This is a genomic window from Kluyvera georgiana ATCC 51603, from assembly GCF_001654985.1.
Classification (GTDB): domain Bacteria; phylum Pseudomonadota; class Gammaproteobacteria; order Enterobacterales; family Enterobacteriaceae; genus Kluyvera; species Kluyvera georgiana.
Genome location: NZ_LXEU01000025.1, coordinates 21498 through 44322, shown reverse-complemented (window position 1 = coordinate 44322; position 22825 = coordinate 21498). Strand labels below are relative to the sequence as shown.

Annotated in this window: 18 protein-coding genes and 5 tRNA genes; 8 read left to right on the top strand and 15 right to left on the bottom strand. The window is 54.8% G+C overall.

Going from position 1 to position 22825, the window contains the following annotated elements:
* Window positions 1-45: 45 nt before the first annotated feature.
* The 8 genes from M989_RS05795 to emrB all read left to right on the top strand — a co-directional run bounded on the left by M989_RS05795 (window position 46) and on the right by emrB (window position 9078).
* A complete protein-coding gene (locus tag M989_RS05795) occupies window positions 46-477 on the top strand; it encodes a carboxymuconolactone decarboxylase family protein (protein ID WP_064543241.1) in 432 nt (143 codons plus the stop codon).
* Window positions 478-888: 411 nt separating this feature from the next.
* Window positions 889-2094 (top strand): glycine betaine/L-proline ABC transporter ATP-binding protein ProV, encoded by a 1206-nt coding sequence (gene proV / locus M989_RS05790; protein ID WP_064543239.1) that lies wholly within the window; start codon window positions 889-891, stop codon window positions 2092-2094.
* Window positions 2087-3148: a glycine betaine/L-proline ABC transporter permease ProW gene (gene proW, locus M989_RS05785; protein ID WP_064543237.1), complete on the top strand. Its 1062-nt coding sequence runs from the start codon at window positions 2087-2089 to the stop codon at window positions 3146-3148. Before proV ends, proW begins: the two co-directional genes overlap by 8 nt.
* Before the next feature lie 63 nt (window positions 3149-3211).
* Window positions 3212-4213, top strand: coding sequence for a glycine betaine/L-proline ABC transporter substrate-binding protein ProX (proX, locus tag M989_RS05780; protein ID WP_064543235.1), 1002 nt, complete (start codon window positions 3212-3214; stop codon window positions 4211-4213).
* Between the two features lie 176 nt (window positions 4214-4389).
* Window positions 4390-5571, top strand: a complete 1182-nt coding sequence (locus M989_RS05775; RefSeq protein ID WP_064543233.1) for an MFS transporter — start codon at window positions 4390-4392, stop codon at window positions 5569-5571.
* Between the two features lie 137 nt (window positions 5572-5708).
* The gene (mprA, locus tag M989_RS05770; protein ID WP_064543231.1) at window positions 5709-6239 is read left to right on the top strand and encodes a transcriptional repressor MprA; all 531 of its coding nucleotides are present in this window, start codon (window positions 5709-5711) and stop codon (window positions 6237-6239) included.
* A gap of 111 nt (window positions 6240-6350) precedes the next feature.
* The gene (emrA, locus tag M989_RS05765) at window positions 6351-7523 is read left to right on the top strand and encodes a multidrug efflux MFS transporter periplasmic adaptor subunit EmrA (protein ID WP_064543230.1); all 1173 of its coding nucleotides are present in this window, start codon (window positions 6351-6353) and stop codon (window positions 7521-7523) included.
* A gap of 16 nt (window positions 7524-7539) precedes the next feature.
* Window positions 7540-9078: a multidrug efflux MFS transporter permease subunit EmrB gene (gene emrB / locus M989_RS05760; RefSeq protein ID WP_064543228.1), complete on the top strand. Its 1539-nt coding sequence runs from the start codon at window positions 7540-7542 to the stop codon at window positions 9076-9078.
* A gap of 161 nt (window positions 9079-9239) precedes the next feature.
* On the opposite strand, the gene M989_RS05755 is transcribed toward emrB, so the two are convergent.
* The 15 genes from M989_RS05755 to recX form a co-directional block, all read right to left on the bottom strand.
* The gene (locus M989_RS05755; protein ID WP_064543226.1) at window positions 9240-12023 is read right to left on the bottom strand and encodes a glycoside hydrolase family 3 protein; all 2784 of its coding nucleotides are present in this window, start codon (window positions 12021-12023) and stop codon (window positions 9240-9242) included.
* Window positions 12024-12052: 29 nt separating this feature from the next.
* Window positions 12053-13411, bottom strand: coding sequence for a glycoside-pentoside-hexuronide (GPH):cation symporter (locus M989_RS05750; RefSeq protein WP_064543224.1), 1359 nt, complete (start codon window positions 13409-13411; stop codon window positions 12053-12055).
* A gap of 306 nt (window positions 13412-13717) precedes the next feature.
* Window positions 13718-14233 (bottom strand): S-ribosylhomocysteine lyase, encoded by a 516-nt coding sequence (luxS, locus tag M989_RS05745; RefSeq protein ID WP_064543222.1) that lies wholly within the window; start codon window positions 14231-14233, stop codon window positions 13718-13720.
* Between the two features lie 260 nt (window positions 14234-14493).
* Complete coding sequence (gene gshA, locus M989_RS05740) at window positions 14494-16038, bottom strand: glutamate--cysteine ligase (RefSeq protein ID WP_064543221.1); 1545 nt, start codon at window positions 16036-16038, stop codon at window positions 14494-14496.
* Between the two features lie 81 nt (window positions 16039-16119).
* A complete protein-coding gene (locus tag M989_RS05735; RefSeq protein ID WP_064543219.1) occupies window positions 16120-16548 on the bottom strand; it encodes a YqaA family protein in 429 nt (142 codons plus the stop codon).
* A complete protein-coding gene (gene yqaB / locus M989_RS05730) occupies window positions 16545-17111 on the bottom strand; it encodes a fructose-1-phosphate/6-phosphogluconate phosphatase (RefSeq protein WP_064543217.1) in 567 nt (188 codons plus the stop codon). Before yqaB ends, M989_RS05735 begins: the two co-directional genes overlap by 4 nt.
* Window positions 17112-17233: 122 nt before the next feature.
* Complete coding sequence (locus tag M989_RS05725; protein ID WP_064543215.1) at window positions 17234-17548, bottom strand: BON domain-containing protein; 315 nt, start codon at window positions 17546-17548, stop codon at window positions 17234-17236.
* Window positions 17549-17843: 295 nt separating this feature from the next.
* Window positions 17844-17920, bottom strand: a tRNA-Arg gene (locus M989_RS05720).
* Window positions 17921-18086: 166 nt separating this feature from the next.
* A tRNA-Arg gene (locus M989_RS05715) sits at window positions 18087-18163 on the bottom strand.
* A gap of 192 nt (window positions 18164-18355) precedes the next feature.
* Window positions 18356-18432: transfer RNA gene (locus M989_RS05710), tRNA-Arg, on the bottom strand.
* A gap of 91 nt (window positions 18433-18523) precedes the next feature.
* Window positions 18524-18600 (bottom strand) — tRNA-Arg (locus tag M989_RS05705).
* Between the two features lie 3 nt (window positions 18601-18603).
* A tRNA-Ser gene (locus M989_RS05700) sits at window positions 18604-18696 on the bottom strand.
* A gap of 318 nt (window positions 18697-19014) precedes the next feature.
* Window positions 19015-19200 (bottom strand): carbon storage regulator CsrA, encoded by a 186-nt coding sequence (gene csrA / locus M989_RS05695; RefSeq protein WP_007370562.1) that lies wholly within the window; start codon window positions 19198-19200, stop codon window positions 19015-19017.
* 242 nt (window positions 19201-19442) lie between these two features.
* A complete protein-coding gene (alaS, locus tag M989_RS05690; protein WP_064543213.1) occupies window positions 19443-22070 on the bottom strand; it encodes an alanine--tRNA ligase in 2628 nt (875 codons plus the stop codon).
* 253 nt (window positions 22071-22323) lie between these two features.
* Window positions 22324-22824, bottom strand: coding sequence for a recombination regulator RecX (recX, locus tag M989_RS05685; protein WP_064543211.1), 501 nt, complete (start codon window positions 22822-22824; stop codon window positions 22324-22326).
* Window position 22825 lies beyond the last annotated feature (1 nt).

Below are 22825 nucleotides of genomic sequence, written 5' to 3'. Positions count from 1 at the left end.
CATTATAGTGCTATTTTTGTCACATCTTGAACGAGGAGAAAGACAATGACTGCATTACGCCAACCCTATAGTGAACTCAGCCCCAACGTCTATGCCGGGCTGGTACAGGCCAGTATCGCGCTGGAAAAAAGCTCGCTGGAGCGCACGCTGCTGGAACTGCTGTATTTACGCGTATCGCAAATCAACGGCTGCGCGTTCTGCCTGGAAATGCACAGCAAAGCGCTGCGCAAAGCGGGCGTTGAACAGAGCAAACTGGATGCGCTGGCGGGATGGAGAGTGAGTAATCACTTCAATGATGCGGAGCAGGCTGCGCTGGCATGGGCCGAAGACCTGACGGACATCGCCAGAACCCATGCCGAAGACAGCGTATATCAACCGTTGTTAACCTATTTCAGCGCAGAGCAAATCAGCGATATGACCTTTGCCATCAGCCTGATGAACGCCTTTAACCGGCTGGCCGTTGGCATGCGGATGTAGTCCCGGAGTGCCCGTGAATCATCGCCGTACACGGGCATTATTTTACTTCAAATATCTCACGTTAATTCAGCAAAACACGTCCTTATTTTCCACCCGGATATTTCCTAAAAAAACGTCATCATCATACAAATAATCTCCGCCATTCCCCTTCTAATTTTCAGAAAATATTCAGTACATTTTTTAGATCTCAACCCAAATTCCTGACCAAAATTATAAAAAAAATCAACTACCGCTCATTTGCGCTCAGCCCTTATATCATGGGAAATGAGAGCGATATCACCCTGCCGGCTATTTCGGATGAAAACAGATTGAGGGTTGTCACATCGTCTCAGTATGCTAGGGTATATACAGGTCATTATTTTCATCAGGTAGCATATCGACATAAACTAAAAACAGGAAATTTCATATTGCATGGCAGTTAAATTAGAAATTAAGAATCTTTATAAAATATTCGGCGAGCATCCACAGCGAGCATTTAAATATATCGACAAAGGTTTCAGCAAAGAGCAAATTCTGGAGAAAACAGGGTTATCGCTTGGCGTCAAAGATGCCAGTCTGGCCATTGAAGAAGGCGAGATATTTGTCATCATGGGGTTATCCGGCTCCGGCAAATCCACCATGGTACGCCTTCTCAATCGTCTGATCGAACCGACTCGTGGGCAGGTGCTGATTGACGGCGTGGATATTGCCAAAATATCCGACGCCGAGCTTCGCGATGTCCGCCGTAAAAAAATTGCAATGGTCTTCCAGTCATTCGCCCTCATGCCGCACATGAGCGTACTGGATAACACCGCGTTTGGCATGGATCTGGCCGGTGTACCGGTGAAAGAGCGCCAGGAGAAAGCGCTGGACGCCCTGCGCCAGGTGGGCCTCGAAAACTATGCTCACGCCTATCCTGACGAACTCTCCGGCGGGATGCGTCAACGCGTTGGTTTAGCCCGCGCGCTGGCCATTAACCCCGATATCCTGTTAATGGATGAAGCCTTCTCAGCGCTCGATCCGTTAATTCGTACCGAGATGCAGGATGAGTTAGTCAAATTACAGGCCAAACATCAGCGGACCGTGGTATTTATTTCCCACGACCTTGATGAGGCCATGCGAATTGGCGATCGCATTGCCATTATGCAAAATGGCGAAGTGGTACAGATCGGTACCCCGGATGAAATTCTGAATAATCCGGCAAATGACTATGTCCGCACCTTCTTCCGCGGCGTAGATATTAGCCAGGTATTTAGCGCCAAGGATATTGCGCGCCGTAATCCGGATGGTCTGATCCGTAAAACACCGGGCTTTGGCCCGCGCTCCGCCCTGAAATTACTGCAGGATGATGACCGTGAATACGGCTACGTCATCGAACGCGGGAATAAGTTTGTCGGTATTGTCTCCATCGATTCACTGAAAGAGGCGCTAAAAGCCAATCAGGGAATTGACGCGGCGCTTCTTGATGAGCCACTGGCCGTCGATGCGCAAACGCCACTCAGCGAATTGCTCTCTCATGTGGGTCATGCCCCCTGCGCCGTACCGGTTGTTGGGGAAGAGCAGCAGTACGTCGGCGTTATTTCAAAAAGAATGCTGCTACAGGCATTAGATCGCGAGGGGGCAAACAACAATGGCTGATCAATCTAATCCGTGGGATACCACACCGGCCGCCGATAGCGCGGCTAACTCCGCCGATGCCTGGGGTTCACCGGCTTCGGCACCGTCCGGCGGCAACGCCGACTGGCTGCACAGCGCGCCCGCGCCGCAGCCCGAACACTTCGACATTATGGACCCGTTCCATAAAACGCTGATCCCGCTCGATAGCTGGGTGACGCACGGTATCGACTGGGTGGTTACGCACTTCCGTCCGCTGTTCCAGGGGATTCGCGTGCCCGTCGATTACATCCTGAGCGCCTTCCAGCAGCTGCTGCTGGGGATGCCTGCGCCGGTGGCGATCGTGCTGTTCGCCCTGATTGCCTGGCAGATTTCCAGCGTTGGGATGGGCATCGCGACCTTTATTTCGCTGATCGCCATCGGCGCTATCGGTGCCTGGTCGCAGGCGATGATCACTCTGGCGCTGGTGCTCACCGCCCTGCTGTTCTGCGTGGTGATAGGCCTGCCGCTAGGGATATGGCTGGCGCGTAGCCCGCGGGCGGCAAAAATTATTCGCCCGCTGCTCGATGCGATGCAGACAACCCCGGCGTTTGTCTACCTGGTGCCGATCGTCATGCTGTTCGGTATCGGTAACGTGCCGGGCGTGGTGGTAACCATTATCTTCGCCCTGCCGCCGATTGTGCGTCTGACCATTCTGGGGATTAACCAGGTACCCGCGGACCTGATTGAAGCTTCGCGCTCCTTCGGTGCCAGCCCGCGTCAGATGCTGTTCAAGGTACAGCTGCCGCTGGCCATGCCGACCATTATGGCAGGCGTGAACCAGACGCTGATGCTGGCCCTGTCGATGGTGGTTATCGCCTCGATGATCGCCGTCGGCGGTCTGGGCCAGATGGTGCTGCGCGGTATTGGCCGTCTCGATATGGGCCTGGCGACGGTTGGCGGCGTGGGGATCGTTATCCTCGCCATTATCCTCGACCGCCTGACGCAGGCCGTAGGCCGGGACTCCCGCAGCCGCGGCAACCGCCGCTGGTACAGCACCGGCCCGTTGGGTCTGCTGCTTCGCCCTTTCACTAAGTAACCATCGTGTTGGCCCGCGCTGGCGGGCCAACGCTCCACGACTATCACTATTAAAGGAACAACGATGCGACACTCATTTGTCTTAGCCACTGCTTTTACCACGCTGGTCTCCACCAGCGCGTTTGCTGCCGACCTTCCAGGGAAAGGCATTACCGTTCAGCCGGTGCAGAGCACCCTGTCAGAAGAGACCTTCCAGACGCTGCTGGTGAGCCGCGCGCTGGAAAAACTGGGCTACACCGTCAGTAAACCGAACGAAGTCGATTACAACGTCGGCTACACCTCGATCGCCGCCGGCGATGCGACGTTCACCGCCGTCAACTGGATCCCGCTGCATAACGACATGTACGCCGCGGCGGGCGGTGATAAGAAGTTCTATCGTGAAGGGACGCTGGTTGGCGGCGCGGCACAGGGTTATTTGATCGATAAGAAAACCGCCGATCAATACCACATCACCAACATTGCGCAGTTGAAAGATCCGAAGATCGCCAAACTGTTCGACACCAACGGTAACGGTAAAGCCGACCTGACCGGCTGTACGCCAGGCTGGGGCTGTGAAACGGCCATCAACCACCAGTTGGAAGCTTACGACCTGAACAAAACCGTCGATCATAATCAGGGTAACTACGCGGCGATGATGGCCGACACCATTACCCGTTTTAAAGAAGGTAAACCGATCTTCTACTACACCTGGACGCCGTACTGGGTGAGCGATGTACTGAAACCAGGTAAAGACGTGGTGTGGCTGCAGGTGCCGTTCTCTTCCCTGCCGGGCGTTCCGAAAGATGCCGACACCAAGCTGCCTAACGGCGCTAACTACGGCTTCCCGGTAAGCACTATCCATATTGTCGCCAACAAAGCCTGGGCCGAGAAAAACCCGGCTGCCGCGAAGCTGTTCGCCATTATGAAACTGCCGCTGTCTGACATTAACGCGCAGAACTCCATGATGCATGCCGGTAAAGCATCGGAAGCCGACGTTCAGGGCCAGGTGGATGGCTGGATTAAAGCCCACCAGCAGGTATTTGACGGCTGGGTGAAAGAAGCGTTGGCAGCGCAGAATAAGGACTGATAAACCTGGCGCCATCAAACAAAGCCGCCACCGGTCACCGGATGGCGGCTTTGTCTTATCCGGCCTATACGAGACAACGACCGCCATCAAAAAGCACATTCCGCTACGCGACATATTCCCGCACCTCCCAGCCTTTCGTTATTATCGTCCTCATTCTTCCTCACATTCTCAATACCATGACGAAACCTGCTCACGGGCTTAGCCCAGCGTTAATCGCCTTAATGTCCGTCGCCACCGGCCTTGCCGTTGCCAGTAACTACTATGCACAACCGCTGCTGGAAACCATCGCCCGTCACTTCTCACTAAGCGCCGGACAGGCCGGTTTTATCGTTACCGCCGCGCAGTTGGGCTACGCCGCCGGGCTGCTGTTCCTCGTACCGCTGGGCGATATGTTTGAACGTCGCGCGCTGATTGTCACCATGACGCTGCTCGCCGCGGGAGGCATGCTGATCACCGCCAGCAGCAGTTCGCTGGTCATGATGATCCTCGGTACCGCCCTTACGGGACTCTTCTCCGTCGTCGCGCAGCTTCTGGTCCCTATGGCGGCCACCCTCGCCTCACCGGAAAAGCGTGGCAAAGTGGTCGGAACCGTGATGAGCGGATTGCTGCTGGGTATCCTGCTGGCGCGAACCGTCGCCGGGCTGCTGGCAAGCCTCGGCGGCTGGCGTACCGTTTACTGGGTCGCCAGCGCGCTGATGGTGGTACTGGCCTTCGCCCTGTGGCGTGGTCTGCCGAAGCTCAAGCAGGAGACGCACCTTAACTACCCGCAGCTGCTCGGCTCCATCTTTAGCCTCTTTGCGCACGATAAGCTACTGCGCACCCGCGCGCTGCTCGGCTGCCTGACTTTTGCCAATTTCAGCATTCTGTGGACCTCGATGGCGTTTCTGCTCTCGGGCGCACCGTTCAACTATTCGGAAGGCACGATCGGCCTGTTTGGTCTGGCGGGCGCGGCGGGCGCGCTGGGCGCTCGTCCCGTCGGTGGGCTGGCGGATAAAGGCAAAGCACACCTGACAACCACATGGGGCCTGGTGTTGTTGCTGCTTTCCTGGGTGGCGATTGGCTACGGCCAGACCTCCGCCATTGCGCTGATTATCGGTATTCTGGTGCTGGATCTGATGGTTCAGGGGGTGCATATCACCAATCAGACGGTGATTTATCGCGTGCAGCCTGACGCCCGTAACCGACTCACCGCAGGCTACATGACCAGCTACTTTATCGGTGGTGCGGCAGGGTCGCTGCTATCGGCCTGGGCCTGGCAGCATGCCGGCTGGCTCGGAGTCTGTGCGGCCGGCGCGGCGATTTCCGTCGCCAACCTTTTGGTCTGGTGGTGGGGCTATCATCGTCAGGCAGCCGAATAGTGGCTACGGGGTGATAGACATACGTATTCATCACCCCTATACCATAGAGTCATCACATAAATTACTGGCAATAATTCATTTACTTTATTTGTCACTGTCGTTACTATATCGGCTGTAACTAATGAGGTAATGCCCAGATGGATAGTTCGTTTACGCCCATTGAACAAATGCTGAAATTTCGCGCCAGCCGCTGCGAAGAATTCCCTTTCCAGGAAATTCTTCTGACTCGCCTGTGCATGCACATGCAGGGTAAGCTGCTGGATAACCGCAATAAAATGCTGAAAGCTCAAGGGATTAACGAGACGTTATTTATGGCGCTAATCACGCTGGAGTCTCAAGAAAATCACAGCATTCAGCCCTCCGAACTCAGCTGCGCGCTCGGGTCATCGCGTACCAACGCCACCCGCATCGCCGATGAACTGGAAAAACGCGGCTGGATTGAACGTCGTGAAAGCGACAATGACCGCCGCTGCCTGCATCTGCAGCTCACCGACAAAGGTCGCGAATTCCTGAGCGAGGTTCTGCCTCCGCAGCATCACTGCCTGCATCAGCTCTGGTCGTCTCTCAGCGCGGCTGAGAAAGATCAGCTTGAGCATATCACCCGCAAACTTCTTACCCGTCTGGATCAGATGGAAGAGGATGGCTCAGTACTCGACGCCCTGCGCTGATACTACCGCGATCGCAATGAAAACAAACAGGCCAGCAGATAACCCCTGCTGGCCTTTCTGGTAAACAGGTCGGCATTGCCGATATCAATAATAAGAAATGTGGAGAATCACATGAGCGCAAATGCGGAGACTCAAACCCCGCAGCAACCCGCCAACAAGAAAGGCAAACGTAAACGCGCCCTCATCTTGTTGACCTTGCTCTTTGTTATTATTGCCGTGGCCTATGGGGCCTACTGGTTTTTGGTTCTGCGTCACTTCGAGGAAACCGATGACGCTTACGTGGCAGGGAACCAGGTACAAATCATGGCGCAGGTGTCCGGTAGCGTGACGAAAGTCTGGGCCGACAACACCGACTACATCCAGCAGGGTGACGTGCTGGTTACGCTTGACCAGACCGATGCTCAGCAGGCGTTTGAAAAAGCGCAGACCCAGCTGGCCTCCAGCGTGCGCCAGATGCGCCAGCTGATGATCAACAACAAGCAGCTGCAGGCGAATATCGATATTCGCAAAACCACGCTGGCTCAGGCGCAAACCGACCTCAACCGTCGTATTCCGCTGGGCAGCGCCAACCTGATTGGCCGTGAAGAGCTGCAGCACGCGAAAGATGCGGTGACCAGCGCTCAGGCGGCTCTCGATGTGGCGGTACAGCAGTACAACGCTAACCAGGCGATGATTCTGGGGACCAAACTGGAAGATCAGCCAACGGTTCGCCAGGCGGCAACCGACGTTCGTAACGCCTGGCTTGCCCTGCAACGTACCAAAATTGTCAGCCCGATGAGCGGCTATGTTTCCCGCCGTTCCGTCCAGCCTGGCGCGCAGATAAGCCCAACCACTCCGCTGATGGCGGTAGTGCCGGCCAGCAACCTGTGGGTAGATGCAAACTTTAAAGAGACGCAGCTGGCGCACATGCGTATCGGCCAGCCGGTAACCGTCATCAGCGATATCTACGGCGACGACGTCAAATACACCGGGAAAGTGGTCGGTCTCGATATGGGTACGGGCAGCGCCTTCTCGCTGCTGCCGGCGCAGAACGCCACCGGTAACTGGATCAAAGTCGTGCAGCGTCTGCCGGTACGTATTGAACTGGATGCCGATCAGCTGGCGAAACACCCGCTGCGTATCGGTCTCTCTACGCTGGTGAAGGTTGATACCTCCAACCGCGACGGTCAGATGCTGGCTAACCAGATTCGTACCAGCCCGGTTTACGAGAGCAATGCGCGTGAAATCAGCCTCGATCCGGTGAACAAGCTGATTAACGACATCGTCCAGGCCAACGCCAACTAATGCTGGGGTGCGCGTAATGCAACAGCAAAAACCGCTGGAAGGCGCGCAGCTGGTCATTATGACCATTGCGCTGTCGCTGGCCACCTTTATGCAGGTGCTGGACTCCACCATCGCGAACGTGGCTATCCCCACCATCGCCGGTAACCTTGGCTCGTCGCTGAGCCAGGGGACGTGGGTTATCACCTCATTCGGGGTCGCGAACGCCATCTCCATTCCGATTACCGGCTGGCTGGCGAAGCGCGTCGGTGAGGTGAAGCTGTTCCTGTGGTCCACCGTCGCCTTTGTCATTGCGTCCTGGGCGTGCGGGATGTCCAACAGCCTGAGCATGCTGATCTTCTTCCGCGTGATTCAGGGGATCGTTGCCGGACCGTTGATCCCGCTTTCGCAAAGTCTGCTGCTCAGCAACTATCCCCCCGCCAAACGCTCAATCGCGCTGGCGCTGTGGTCGATGACGGTGATCGTGGCCCCGATCTGCGGGCCAATCCTCGGCGGCTACATCAGCGATAACTACCACTGGGGCTGGATCTTCTTTATCAACGTGCCGATTGGCGCGATAGTGGTATTGTTAAGCCTCCAGACTCTGCGCGGGCGTGAAACCCGAACCGAGCAAAGGCGTATCGACGGCATAGGCCTGGCGCTGCTGGTGTTGGGGATTGGTAGCCTACAGGTCATGCTCGACCAGGGGAAAGAGCTCGACTGGTTTAACTCCACGGAAATTATCGTGCTGACCATCGTGGCGGTGGTGTCGCTAAGCTTCCTGATCGTCTGGGAGTTGACCGACGATAACCCGATAGTCGATCTGTCGTTGTTTAAGTCACGAAACTTTACTATCGGCTGTTTGTGTATCAGCCTGGCCTATATGCTCTACTTCGGCGCGATTGTTTTGCTGCCGCAGCTATTGCAGGAGGTCTACGGTTATACCGCAACCTGGGCCGGTCTGGCTTCAGCGCCGGTAGGCGTCATTCCGGTGCTGCTGTCGCCGATTATCGGCCGCTTTGCCCATAAGCTGGATATGCGCCGTCTGGTCACCTTCAGCTTTATTATGTATGCCGTGTGCTTCTACTGGCGCGCCTACACCTTCGAACCGGGAATGGACTTCGGCGCCTCGGCCTGGCCGCAGTTTATTCAGGGCTTCGCCGTCGCGTGCTTCTTCATGCCGTTGACCACCATTACGCTTTCCGGGCTACCGCCTGAGCGTCTGGCGGCCGCATCGAGTCTGTCGAACTTTACCCGTACGCTGGCAGGCTCCATCGGGACGTCGATTACCACCACGCTGTGGACTAACCGTGAAGCGATGCACCACGCGCAGCTCACCGAGTCGGTGACGCCGTTCAACCCCAATGCCCAGCAGATGTACGATCAGCTGCAAGGCATGGGGATGACGCAGCAGCAGGCTTCCGGCTGGATAGCCCAGCAGATTACCAACCAGGGGCTAATTGTCTCAGCCAACGAAATCTTCTGGATTTCGGCGGGGATCTTCCTGGTGCTGCTGGGGCTGGTGTGGTTCGCCAGACCGCCGTTTGGCGCAGGCGGCGGGGGCGGGGGCGCTCACTAGTCAAAAAGCCAGCTCGGTTGAGCTGGCTTTTTTGTTCGGCAAACCGGAAATGTCCTCGTATAACAGCAAGATGACATCGCCCTGACAAGCGCAACGCCAGCAGGCGAGCCGAAGCAAATAGCCAGATGGCGGCTTTGCCTTATCTGGCCTACAAACGGTACTCAGGAATCAACACGCTTAAACTCCAGCCAGTCGATTTCCAGACCGGCTTTAATCACGTCGGTTTGCACCCGGTAGTATCCCGGCTCCAGCTGCACACGACACAGCTTCTGTACCACTCTCTGCCCCAGGGTTCCGCGCGTCTGTATCGTGGCGACAAATTTACCGTTGAATAACAGGTTGGTCGCCGTCTGCGCCAGCGGCATCGCCGCCGCGTTCACGCTCACCAGCAGATCATATGCTCCTGCGTGCGGAATATAAATCGCCAGCGGTTCGGTGTAGCGTAGCCGCGACTCGGGCGCGATTTTGATCGCATCTGCGATATACAGCTCGTTGTCCGTGGTGATTATCGGCACCCGCACTTTTGGCACCTCGCCCCGCTTCACCACCTGCGTGTGCAGCATAAACGACAGAATATTGCTGGCGCAGCGCTGAAGCTCACCCAGCGTCAGGGTTCCGTCAGCCAGCGCCGTCAGCGTGTTATCCTCTCCGGCGTTAATCTCCGCGCCGTTGTTGTTAACCACCATATACAGATCGTTTTGTGCCCGGATCATCGCCGCCGTGTTGTTAACCGTCGCGTCACCGCCGACGATGGCATCATTCATCTTTGCCCACCAGTCGGTCATCACGATGCCTTGAAAGCCCCAGTCATCGCGCAAAATCGTCGTGTTCAGGCAGTAGTTTGACGCTGACCAGTGGCCGTTAATCGGGTTATACGCCGTCATCACCGCCATCGCACCGCCCTCTTTCACCGCATATTCAAAGCCGCGCAGATAAATTTCACGTAGCGCGCGCGCCGAAACCACCGCATTTGCCTGGGCACGCGCCTGCTCCTGGCTATTGCAGGCAAAGTGCTTGAGCGTGGCGATGCCGCCACCGCTACGAATACCGCGCACCGTGGCCGCCGCCATCATGCCTGTCAGTAGCGGATCTTCCGAGAAATACTCAAAGTTACGTCCGTTGAGCGGATGACGGTGGATGTTCATTCCCGGCCCCAGCAGCAGATCGATCTGATTACGCTGTAGCTCCTTGCCTTCCATCGCGTATAAACGCTCAATCAAAACCGGATCCCAGGTACAAGCCAGCAGCGTACCGCTGGGCATCAGCGTCGCATGCGCGCCGTTATCCATGCGGATACCGGAAGGGCCATCCGCCGTAGAGGCTAACGGAATGCCTTTTTCCAACAGGCTGTCACTGGTGCCCCCGAACGCTGAGGCCACGCCCGGCGTAACCTTGTGGCTACACATCCCCTCACCGCGCACCAGACAGGCCAGTTCCTCGGGCTCGAGCTGGGCGATAAATTCCGCCATATCGGCACGTCCCTGCGCCACATCAGCAAAGCGAATATTTCGATCGCCAGTCAGACTCAGCGCCGACGGCAGACGCGTATGAATACGGTGATGCAGAGAAAATTTTCTCCTCGGCGTCTCCTCCCACTCCTCAAGCCACGTGCCGGACGTCAGGCGTTTGCCGGGACGCAGTCGCGAAAATGGCACCGTTGGTGCCAGCGCCTGCTCATGACAGGACACAACCCGCAGCATCGGCTGTACGTAGCCGTCCTCGCCCTGAACGCCGATCGGCTGTAAATTACGCACCTGATTCCCACCCCAGAAACGGTATGTTCCCGCCTCCAGCACCCAACAGTTGGGATGACCGGTAGCACCGCTGTCGTCCCACGAAGCCAGCCGTTCCAGCGGCACCGTTAGCGTCAGCGTTTCACGCTCGCCCGGCTGTAGCACCCGGGTTTTCCCAAACGCGATCAGTTGGCGCGCAGGCTTACCTAACACCCCCTGAGGGGCTTCAAGATAGATCTGCACCACCTCGCTTCCCGCAAATCGCTCGCCCACATTGTCGACCGTCGCCGTAAACTGCAACGACAGCGAGGGATCGACAATCAACTCAGCCCGCAAAGCGTGGAGGGTAAAACGCGTGTAGGACAACCCAAAACCAAATGGATACAGAACGGACTGCGGCCGGAAAGTTTCAAAGTAGCGATAGCCTACATAAATATCTTCCTGATAAATATTTTGCACGCTATCGCCCCAGCAGGCAACTGAAGGGTACTCGTCCAGCGAGGTGGCGAGGGTATCGGTCAGCTTACCGGAGGGCGTCACATCGCCGCACAGCAGCGAAGCAACCGCCCGACCTCCGTGCGGGCCGCCGTGCCAGGCGTAGAGAATGGCGCCAATATGTGGCCGCAGCGCCGGATCTTCCGACCATGACATGTCGATGATTGAAGACACGTTCAACACAACGATCACGTTATTGAAGCGTTGGCATACCGCTTTCAGCATGGCGTATTCAGCGTCACTCAGGCGATAGCCGCCGGGCACATCGGCATTGTCTTTATCTTCACCGGCTGTGCGGCCAATCACAACCACCGCTTTATTGGAAACCAGGCTGGCCCTGGCAACCAGATCATCGCTCAGCGGCATTTCCTGTTGAAACCACGGTTCCTGCGCCCAGCCTCCGCCGCCGTTATCAAAAGGGTGCGAGATAACCCACTGCTCATAGCTCTGCGCCACAATACTATTGATCCGCGCGCCGCAGCGTTCGCGCATCGCATCCAGCAGGTTACAGGTTGATACAACGTTTACCGCCCCGCCGGACCCCGTGCCGCTACGATAGTAATTGATTTGGGTACGGCCAAAAATGGCGATCGTATCCAGTTCATCCAGCGGTAGCGTCCGCGGCCTGTTTTTCAGTAATACCGCGCCCTGTGCCGCTACGGTCATCGAGAATTCGGCAAACCCCTCCAGGGGTTTACCGATGAAAGCGTGATGCATACGTGATTCCCCCTTCCCGAGGATTTAACTTACGAATGGGCAAATGTGCCTTTTTTCAGGTCATCAACAACGCCGTTCATTCTGGTTTCGTTCAAACCATAGAACTTGATCGAGAACGCAGTCAGCACGTAGAACACTGCCGGAACAATCGTAAATAACAGCATCACGCCCTGAGCGGCGGAAGGGGACTGTACGGCCACGCCGGATTCGTAATGGAAATAAGCCAATACCCAACCTAAAATGGCGCCACCGACGGCAACCCCCAGCTTAATAATGAATATATTGGCCGCAACATTCATTCCTGTAATGCGACGCTGCGTTTTCCATTCGCCGTAATTATTTGTATCGGTAATCATCGACCACTGTAACGCACCGTTACCGCCCTGAATCACAGAAATAATAATGTGAATCACAAATATCACTATCCATGCCTGAGGGGGAACGAAGAAACAAATAACCCCAAATGCGGCAGTGAGCAGGTTAATCCAGAATGAAAGCTTCACCTTACAAAAACGGGTACCAAACGGTTTTGCCAGCACGGACCCCGCCATGGAAGCGAACATCCCGCCAAGCATAAACAGAGAAATAATATCAGCGCCTTTATTCAACACCGTATTGATGTAATACACCACCGCGCCGCCGCGCAGCACCACGGCAACCAGCATCATGAAGTTATAGACGGAGAGAATCAGCCACTGGTCGTTTTTAAAGAGAATTTTAACGTCGCGCGCAATGTTGAGATTCTCTTCTTTAATCGGCTGAACGCGTTCTTTGGTGGTGAAGAAGCAGGTAATAAACATCAGGCAGCCAATCACCCCAAACAGAGCCATAGAAACCTGGATGCCGGTCGCCCGATCGGCCGGATAGAGGAAATCGGCCAGCGGGAGAATAAGCGCGGTACCCAGCGCGCCACCGATAGGCGTAATAGCAAATCGCCAGGACTGCAACGACAGGCTTTCGCGCGGGTCAGAGGTGAGCGCTGCGCCGAGCGAGCAGTAAGGGATGTTAATCGCGGTGTACATCAGCGTCATAAAGATATACGCCGCGACCGCGTAAACCACTTTACCGGTATCCGAGAAAGACGGGATGGAATACACCAGCACGCAACTGACAGCAAACGGCACACAAATCGCCAGCAACCATGGACGGAAACGACCCCAGCGCGTAGAAGTCGCATCGGCGATGGCCCCCATAATCGGATCGGTTATCGCATCCAGCAGACGGACCAGCAGGAACATAGTGCCCATTACCGCAGGCGGCAGGCCGTAAATATCGGTGTAAAAATAGGCCAGAATAGCCACCGACGAGTCAAATACGATATGACTGGCGGCATCCCCAAGGCTATAGCCAATCTTCTCCCGAATAGAAATTCTATCCCCTGTAGACATATACACTCCCATTTTAATTTTTGGTCATGAAACCGGTTTCTCTGGGGGTATTTTTGACAGTTACGGGGCGGGATTCTATTATGTTTTTCGACTATTCAATTACGTTTTTCGTTTTATGTGATCGACAAACGGGTTAATGCCTGCATCCAAAATTATTTTGTTTAACAGCTCACAAAATAAAAATAGAAATCTTTATTTAAGATATGCATTACTTTTTTTCATTCAAATAGCAAATAATTACAACCCGAGAAATAAAAACCCCGAGGCTAGCCCCAGGGTTTTATTATCACCACATCCACATATCAACTAGATGTGCAGTTCCTGCAGTTTCTCTTTCGGCAGCGCAAGTTCATCATTGCTGTTGATGCGCACATCACGTTCGATAATATGGCGCGCAATCTCCTGCGCTTCACTCAGAGAATGCATCTCGTAGGTGCCGCACTGGTACACGTTCAGCTCCGGGATCTGGTTTTGATCCTGCACTTTCAGCACGTCGGCCATCGCGGCTTTCCAGGCATCCGCTACGCGCTGCTCGTCCGGTGTGCCAATCAGGCTCATGTAGAAACCGGTACGGCAGCCCATCGGGGAAATGTCGATAATCTCAACGCCATTACCGTTCAGATGATCGCGCATAAAGCCCGCAAACAGATGCTCAAGGGTGTGGATCCCTCTTTCCGGCATGACTTCTTTGTTCGGTACGCAAAAACGCAGGTCAAAAACCGTGATCGCGTCGCCGTGCGGGGTGTTCATTTTCTTCGCCACGCGAACGGCTGGGGCTTCCATACGGGTATGGTCAACTGTGAAGCTATCTAACAACGGCATTTCATAACCTCCGATATCACCTTCTTGCTCCCGCGCGCTGCATTTTTTTCATTAAGATAAAAACATTTAACTTATTGAATAAAATATGATTTATGCAATCTGCCACGTTCTGCTTCAGGATAATGTGATTTTTTTAAAAATAAACTGAACTCTTTGTTCCCATGCCAGTCTTACTATATGAAAGACGCGCATTTGTTATCATCATCCCTGATTCAGAGATGTATATTTTGGCCACAGTGATGTGGCCTTTTTCTTTTGTATCAGGCGTGTCTCGCCAGCAGCGCTTCAAACGATTCGTTATCCGCCTCTTCAATCTGACGCTGACGCGCTCTTGAAGCGTCCCGCTCCTTTGCAAAATCCTCTTCGCTGAGAATCTCCAGCGGCTCTTCACGCAGCATTGTCCGATACTGTTCCGCCAGGGCCTTGCCGGTTCCGCCAATCCCCTGATCAAGCATAGAACGCAGAATGCGTGCGGAGAAGGTTAACTCCGGATTATCGAAGCTGGCCACCAGTTCATCGCACACCGTCTGATACGCCGTATCGCCGTTCATGCTATCCATTGTCTGCGCGACACGCTTCAGATCGTGGAACAGATCTTTGCCCACTTTGGTCAGCGGGAACTGCGCGGTTTCGCAGCCAATGCCCAGCGTCAGCCCCGGTTTACGCCCTTCCAGAATCACGCGATTCCAGTTGGTACGGGTGCACAGAAGCTCATCGCTGCTCATCTCCGGCGCATCGGCCAGCACGCACCAGACCATAAACAGGTCGAGGAAGCGAATCTGCTGCTCATCGACGCCAATTGGCGAGAACGGGTTGATGTCCAGCGAGCGTACTTCGATATATTCAATACCGCCGCGCAGCAGCGCATCGGACGGGGTTTCGCCGTCGCGGGTCACACGTTTAGGGCGAATCGGCGCATACAGCTCGTTTTCAATCTGCAGAATGTTGCTGTTGATCTGCAGATACTTACCGTCTTTCTCCAGGCCAATGCGGGCATACTCTTCCGACGGCGTTTTGATCGCGCGCTTCAATCCTGCCACATACTCGTGCAATTCGTTAAACGTAATTCCGAGATTGCTTTGCGATTTATTGGTATAACCCAGATCGCTCAGACGCAGCGAGGTAGCGTACGGCAGGTAGTACATGCCGCATTCGGTTTTCTCAAACGGCAGCGTCGTCGGTTTGCCCTGCAGGAAGGAAGAACAGATCGCCGGAGAGGCGCCGAACAGATACGGTATCACCCAGCCGAAGCGGTAATAGTTACGAATCAGACGAAAATAACCGGCTGAAATCGCTTCTTTATCCTGCGTACCGCACTTCGCCTGCCAGAAAGCCATCGGCAAAGAGAAGTTGTAGTGAACGCCGGAGATGGTTTGCATCAGCGCGCCGTAGCGGTTTTTCAGCCCTTCACGATACAGCGTTTTCAGGCGACCAATGTTCGACGTGCCGTACTGTGCCAGCTCAATGTCCTGACCCGGCGCGATGTAGCACGGCATGCTCAGCGGCCACATACGCTCATCGCCGAGCTGACGTGCAGTGTGACGATGCACATCGCGCAGAAACGTCAGCATATGGTTGATGTCGCCGTCGACCGGAGTAATAAACTCCAGCAGCGCTTCGGCGAAATCGGTAGTGATCCATTTATGGGTCAGCGTGGCGCCCAGCGCCTCCGGATGACCGGTTGTTGCCAGAGAACCATCTGCATTAACGCGTAGGGTTTCGCGCTCAAGACCGCGCTGGATCCCTTCAAGAGCCTGAGGGTGTTTTTCCAGCCAGGACAGCGCCTGTGATACGTCCGGGATCAAATTGACCTCCCGCCTGTCGAATTCATTTTATTAAGCATAATTGTCATCGTGGAGATGAGGACTCTTCCACAAGCCATCCAATTAGTGCCACCACGTCATGCCTTGCAGCGTCAGCGCCGCGACTGCGATATAGCGCAGCGCTTTACCCAGGCATAAAAAAAAGAGTACCGGTCCCCAGGAAATGCGCATCCAGCCTGCGAGCAGGCACAGCAAATCACCGATAACGGGCATCCAGCTCAGCAGCAACGTGGCCGCGCCGTAGCGACGCAACCAGCCCACCGCTTTTTCCTGCCAACGCGATGTTTTGCGTAATGGAAAAAAACGACCAAGAATAACGTTTGTAGCCCCGCCAAGGCTATTACCCATTGTTGCTATTACTACCAGAAGCCAGGGCTTGCTTGCGCCTGCTAGCAGCAGACCAATCAGCACGGCTTCCGAGTTGCCCGGCAGCAGCGTTGCGCTGAGAAAGCTGCTTGCAAACAGCGACCCCAACGCCAGAAGTTCATTCACAGCAATCGAACGTCAACAGCATCCATTCCCGCAGCGGCGGCAGCCTGAAGGCCGAAATCGGCATCTTCAAACACCACGCAGCGTTCCGCCGCCACGCCCATACGCTCCGCGCACAGTAAGAAGGTGTCCGGTGCGGGTTTATGCAGTTTAACGTGATCGGCAGCGACAACGGCCGCAAAATAGTGGCGCAGGCCCAGATGTGCGAGCAGCGCCTCGGCCACCGCGCTTTCGCTGCCGGTGCCGACGGCCATCGGTCGACGACCATGCCACGCTTTCACGACTTCAATCAGCGGCAGCGGCGTCACCGAGTCCAGCAGCATCGATTTCACCGCATCGGTTTTTTCACGCGCCAGAAGATGGGGATCCAGATCGGCCTGATGACTTTCAATAATCGCCTGCGCAATACGCCAGGTAGGAGAACCGTTAAGGGCTACCATGGCCTGTTCATCAAAACGCATACCGTAGCGATCCAAAACCTCACGCCACGCCATACGGTGCGTCGGCTCCGTATCAAGGATGGTGCCATCCATATCAAAAATCAATCCAGCGTAGCGCTCGTACATCGTCTTCTCACCCATCGGATAATGTGACGTTACTTTATCGTAAATGGGGATGATTGTCGCTGTTAGCCGCAGAGACAACAAAGGCGCCTTTCAGCGCCTTATCATCATCCGCATGTCACGGATTATTTTATTTGCATATCGTTTTCAACGACACGCACGCCCTGCACCTTACGGGTTACCTCGACGGCACGCTTAGCGTCCGCGGACGACGACACAAAGCCGCTCAGCTGTACGCGGCCTTTAAAGGTCTGCACGTTAATCTCGCTGGACTTGATATCTTTGTCGCTAAACAGCGCCGTTTTCACTTTGGTGGTAATGACGGTATCGTCAATGTAACCACCGGTGCTCTCTTTCGTTGACGAGCCAGCACAGCCGGACAGCGAGATAGCCATCAGAAGCGCAGCGCAAAACGCAGACGTTGCTTTGAACCATTTCATGGATTTCTCTCCTTGCAGTCATGTCACCAGAATAAGGGTGTATACAAGGATAAATTATAGAAGAAAGAATGAGTTGCCAATGGGAAAAGTGTGAAGAAGATTTTTTAGTGAAAGCGAAAGATAAGTTCTGGAGAGATGTGAAAGTACAGGAACTTAGAGAAGATGGTGCATCCGGGAGGATTACTCGGCTGCGCCTCGCCCTGCGGGTCGTTGCTAAAGCAACGCTATCCTCCCTGGTGCTGGCGATTATCTCGCAGACCTTGAAAAAACAGTGTAGCTGTTATCTCGGAGAATATGGTGCATCCGGGAGGATTCGAACCTCCGACCGCTCGGTTCGTAGCCGAGTACTCTATCCAGCTGAGCTACGGATGCATCGGAAAAGCTAAGTATCGTGCAAAACAAAGAATGGTGCATCCGGGAGGATTACTCGGCTGCGCCTCGCCCTACGGGTCGTTGCTAAAGCAACGCTATCCTCCCTGGTGCTGACGATTATCTCGCAGACCATGAAACAACAGTTTAGCTGTTATCTCGGAGAAGATGGTGCATCCGGGAGGATTCGAACCTCCGACCGCTCGGTTCGTAGCCGAGTACTCTATCCAGCTGAGCTACGGATGCATCGGGAAACTTGCTTTACTGCCGATATTGATACCATCAGAAATGATATCAAGTAAGAGATGGTGCATCCGGGAGGATTACTCGGCTGCGCCTCGCCCTACGAGTCGTTGCTTAAGCAACGCTATCCTCCCTGGTGCTGACGATTATCTCGCAGACCTTGAAACAACAGTGTAGCTGTTATCTCGGAGAAGATGGTGCATCCGGGAGGATTCGAACCTCCGACCGCTCGGTTCGTAGCCGAGTACTCTATCCAGCTGAGCTACGGATGCATCGGGAAACTTACTTTACTGCAGATTTGATACCGCTGCTAAAGCAGTATCTATTTTCTGTTACAACGCTAATGCGTTATCTCAGAGAAGATGGTGCATCCGGGAGGATTCGAACCTCCGACCGCTCGGTTCGTAGCCGAGTACTCTATCCAGCTGAGCTACGGATGCAAATGGCGGTGAGGCGGGGATTCGAACCCCGGATGCAGCTTTTGACCGCATACTCCCTTAGCAGGGGAGCGCCTTCAGCCTCTCGGCCACCTCACCAACAACACCTCTTGCGAGTGCTTCGAAGAACTTGTTTCTGCTCATCGTCGCTGTGTGGCGCACATATTACTTTCTGGGACTTATAAGTCAAACAATTTTCCGCAGATTTTTTTCGTTTGCACATTTCACAGGCAATCAGGTGTTAAAAAAAGCAGAACGGATGTTTTATCAACAGATAAAACGCGATGAAGGCTGCAAAACGGTAACCAGGGAAAATGGCATCAAAGAGATAAGCAGAGGAAAAAACGGTTAATGCAGAGGATAAAACGAGACGAACGGTGGGATTTGCGTCTCACCCGCTGGGTGAGACGCGAGAACTTAGTAATTGGACTGCTGGGATTTTTCAGCCTGGATACGCTGGTAGATCTCTTCACGGTGAACAGAGACTTCTTTCGGGGCATTTACGCCGATGCGCACCTGGTTACCCTTCACCCCTAAAACTGTCACAGTGACCTCATCTCCAATCATGAGGGTCTCACCAACTCGACGAGTCAGAATCAGCATTCTTTGCTCCTTGAAAGATTAAAAGAGTCGGGTCTCTCTGTATCCCGGCATTTTCCATCATATAACGCCAAAAGGTCAGCGATGACAAACACCTTCACGTGTAAGCAGTCACGGCATCACATTTTGTTAAATGTAAGTCTAGCCGATCTACATGACTTCAACCTGACTTTATCGTTATCAGTACCGCATATGCAAGACGCCGTAACAGATAACGTTAAGGCGTCTGCGTGCGTTTATTGTTATTACAGTTTAGCGCTTACCCAGCCTTTCACGCTGGCCAGTGCAGCAGGGAGTGCAGACGCGTCGGTACCGCCAGCTTGCGCCATATCCGGACGACCGCCCCCTTTGCCGCCCACCTGCTGAGCGACCATACCAATCAGCTCCCCTGCTTTCACACGGTCTGTGACATCCTTAGACACACCGGCAATCAGAGAAACCTTACCTTCCGCTACCGTCGCCAGCACGATAACCGCAGAACCCAGCTGGTTCTTCAGATCGTCGACCATGGTACGCAGCATTTTCGGCTCAACGCCAGCGAGTTCGCTCACCAGCAGGTTAACGCCGTTAATCGTCTCAGCTTTGCTGGAAAGATTCGCGCTTTCCTGTGCTGCCGCCTGCTCTTTCAGTTGCTGAAGCTCTTTTTCCAACTGGCGGGTACGTTCGATAACGGTACGAACCTTCTCCGTCAGGTTGTGGCTATCGCCTTTCAGCAGTTGGGCGATGTCGCTTAAGCGATCGCTTTCCGCATGCACAGAGGCAATGGCGCCTTCACCGGTTACGGCTTCAATACGACGCACACCTGCCGCAGTGCCCGATTCAGACACAATGCGGAACAGACCAATATCACCCGTACGGGAAGCGTGAGTACCGCCGCACAGCTCGGTAGAGAAGTCGCCCATGCTCAGTACGCGCACGTGGTCGTCATATTTCTCACCAAACAGCGCCATCGCACCCTTCGCTTTCGCCGCTTCCAGATCCATGATGTTGGTTTCAACAGGCAAGTTGCGACGAATCTGGGCGTTGACCAGATCTTCAACCGCGCGAATCTCTTCCGGCTTCATGGCTTCGAAGTGAGAGAAGTCGAAACGCAGCACTTTATCGTTAACCAGAGAGCCTTTCTGCGCAACGTGAGTGCCCAGAACCTGGCGCAGCGCCGCGTGCATCAGGTGCGTCGCGGAGTGGTTCAGACGGATGCGAGCGCGACGCGCTTCATCAACATCGGCCTGCACGCCATCTCCCACTTTCAGCGCGCCAGTTGCCAGCTTGCCGAGGTGGCCGATAGCCTGACCATATTTTTGAGTGTCGCTGACCGCAAAGCTAAAGCCCGCGCCTTTCAGCTCACCTTTATCGCCAACCTGACCGCCGGATTCCGCGTAGAACGGCGTCTGGTCCAGAACGACAACGGCTTCCTGGCCCGCAGCGATAGACTCTACCGCTTTACCATCAACAAACAGCGCGGTGACTTTACCGTTCAGTTCCAGATGGTCGTAACCTTTAAATTCGGACGCCCCGTCAACACGGATCATCGCATTATAGTCGGCGCCAAAACCGCTGGACTCACGCGCGCGACGGCGCTGTTCTTCCATCGCCGCTTCAAAGCCCACTTCATCCACCTTGATGTTGCGCTCGCGGCAAACGTCCGCCGTCAGGTCAACCGGGAAGCCGTAGGTGTCGTACAGACGGAAAGCGGTTTCGCCGTCCAGCGTATCGCCGGTCAGTTTTGCCAGCTCTTCATCGAGCAGGGCCAGGCCGCGCTCCAGCGTACGAGCAAACTGCTCTTCTTCGGTTTTCAGAACCTGTTCAACCTGCGCCTGCTGACGCTTCAGCTCTTCGCCTGCGGCCCCCATGACTTCCACCAGCGGGCCAACCAGCTTGTAGAAGAAGGTGTCTTTCGCGCCCAGCATGTTGCCGTGGCGGATTGCGCGACGAATGATACGACGCAGCACGTAGCCGCGGCTTTCGTTAGACGGCATCACGCCGTCGGCGATCAGGAAAGCACAGGAACGAATATGATCCGCGATAACGCGCAGCGATTTGTTGCTCAGATCGGTCGCGCCGGTCACTTTCGCGACGGCATCAATCAGCTTACGGAACAGGTCGATTTCGTAGTTGGAGTTAACGTGCTGCAGGACAGCAGTAATACGCTCCAGACCCATACCGGTGTCCACGGACGGCTTCGGCAGCGGTTCCATGGTGCCGTCAGCCTGACGGTTGAACTGCATGAAGACGATGTTCCAGATCTCAATGTAGCGGTCGCCGTCTTCTTCCGCGGATCCCGGAGGCCCACCCCAGATGTGGTCGCCGTGGTCGTAGAAGATCTCGGTGCACGGGCCGCAAGGACCGGTGTCGCCCATCTGCCAGAAGTTATCGGATGCGTACGGCGCGCCTTTATTGTCGCCGATACGGATAATGCGCTCACGCGGGATACCTACTTCTTTTTCCCAGATTTCGTAAGCTTCATCATCGGTTTCATACACGGTGACCCACAGACGCTCTTTCGGCAGGGCGAACCAATTTTCACCGGTCAGCAGTTCCCATGCGTACTGGATAGCATCGTGTTTGAAGTAGTCGCCGAAGCTGAAGTTACCCAGCATCTCGAAGAAAGTGTGGTGACGCGCGGTGTAGCCGACGTTTTCCAGGTCGTTGTGTTTACCGCCCGCACGCACGCAACGCTGCGCGGTGGTCGCGCGAGAATAATTACGTTTGTCGAGACCGAGGAACACATCCTTGAACTGGTTCATCCCGGCGTTGGTAAACAACAGAGTGGGGTCGTTATTCGGCACCAGGGAGCTGCTGGCAACTACCTGATGGCCTTTACTATGGAAAAAGTCGAGAAACGCCTGACGGATCTCAGCGGTGCTCTTGCTCATAATTATCCTGAAATCAAGCTACACTTCATCCTTCAAACCGCCTCTGCGTTGGCTGCGCTCGTTCACCCCAGTCACCTACTGATGTACGTTCAGGGGGTTCACTCACTTGCCGCCCTGATGCGGCTTGAATGATTTTGTGTATTTAAGGGATATTCGTCGTAGACACTCGTTGCGATAAAACAACCTGCGCCCGGACGGAAAAAGTGGGAATAAGATAAGTTTTCTTTTGAGGGAAGTAAAATCCCGAGTGGGGTCAATCAGCAAAATTTCGCCATATTTCCTGGATATCTTCCATCAGGTAGCCACGGTAAAGCAAAAAGCGTTGAATTTTGACCTTCTCGGCGAAGACGGTTGGCAGCGGTTCGCCATATTTTCGCACGGCCTGCTCGCGCGCCTGTGCAGCCCAGTCGATTTCACATTCCCGCATCGCCTGTTCAATGACTTCACGCGCAATTCCCTTTTGTCCCAGTTCCTGGCGAATGCGTGCGGGGCCATAACCTTTACGACTGCGCCCGGCCATAAACTGCGTCACGAAGCGCCTATCATCGAGGTAGCGGTTTTCAAAGCACCATGCCACCACCTTTTCCACGTCTTCGGGCGGCGCATCGATAGGCTCCGGGCCATTCTTCCCCATCACCGGGGCGGTCAGCTTGCGCCGCAGCTCCTGTTCGCTGTGGTCGCGCATCGCCAGAATACGGATAGCGCGATCCAGCAGACGGGCATAGGCGGAACGGCGCGGTGAGTTTTCAGTCATC

What these genes read in the sequence shown, in the direction of transcription:
- M989_RS05795 (WP_064543241.1), top strand. Translation starts at nt 46, where the DNA reads ATGACTGCATTACGCCAACCCTATAGTGAACTCAGCCCCAACGTCTAT.
- proV (WP_064543239.1), top strand. Translation starts at nt 889, where the DNA reads ATGGCAGTTAAATTAGAAATTAAGAATCTTTATAAAATATTCGGCGAG.
- proW (WP_064543237.1), top strand. Translation starts at nt 2,087, where the DNA reads ATGGCTGATCAATCTAATCCGTGGGATACCACACCGGCCGCCGATAGC.
- proX (WP_064543235.1), top strand. Translation starts at nt 3,212, where the DNA reads ATGCGACACTCATTTGTCTTAGCCACTGCTTTTACCACGCTGGTCTCC.
- M989_RS05775 (WP_064543233.1), top strand. Translation starts at nt 4,390, where the DNA reads ATGACGAAACCTGCTCACGGGCTTAGCCCAGCGTTAATCGCCTTAATG.
- mprA (WP_064543231.1), top strand. Translation starts at nt 5,709, where the DNA reads ATGGATAGTTCGTTTACGCCCATTGAACAAATGCTGAAATTTCGCGCC.
- emrA (WP_064543230.1), top strand. Translation starts at nt 6,351, where the DNA reads ATGAGCGCAAATGCGGAGACTCAAACCCCGCAGCAACCCGCCAACAAG.
- emrB (WP_064543228.1), top strand. Translation starts at nt 7,540, where the DNA reads ATGCAACAGCAAAAACCGCTGGAAGGCGCGCAGCTGGTCATTATGACC.
- M989_RS05755 (WP_064543226.1), bottom strand. Translation starts at nt 12,023, where the DNA reads ATGCATCACGCTTTCATCGGTAAACCCCTGGAGGGGTTTGCCGAATTC.
- M989_RS05750 (WP_064543224.1), bottom strand. Translation starts at nt 13,411, where the DNA reads ATGTCTACAGGGGATAGAATTTCTATTCGGGAGAAGATTGGCTATAGC.
- luxS (WP_064543222.1), bottom strand. Translation starts at nt 14,233, where the DNA reads ATGCCGTTGTTAGATAGCTTCACAGTTGACCATACCCGTATGGAAGCC.
- yqaB (WP_064543217.1), bottom strand. Translation starts at nt 17,111, where the DNA reads ATGTACGAGCGCTACGCTGGATTGATTTTTGATATGGATGGCACCATC.
- M989_RS05725 (WP_064543215.1), bottom strand. Translation starts at nt 17,548, where the DNA reads ATGAAATGGTTCAAAGCAACGTCTGCGTTTTGCGCTGCGCTTCTGATG.
- csrA (WP_007370562.1), bottom strand. Translation starts at nt 19,200, where the DNA reads ATGCTGATTCTGACTCGTCGAGTTGGTGAGACCCTCATGATTGGAGAT.
- alaS (WP_064543213.1), bottom strand. Translation starts at nt 22,070, where the DNA reads ATGAGCAAGAGCACCGCTGAGATCCGTCAGGCGTTTCTCGACTTTTTC.
- recX (WP_064543211.1), bottom strand. Translation starts at nt 22,824, where the DNA reads ATGACTGAAAACTCACCGCGCCGTTCCGCCTATGCCCGTCTGCTGGAT.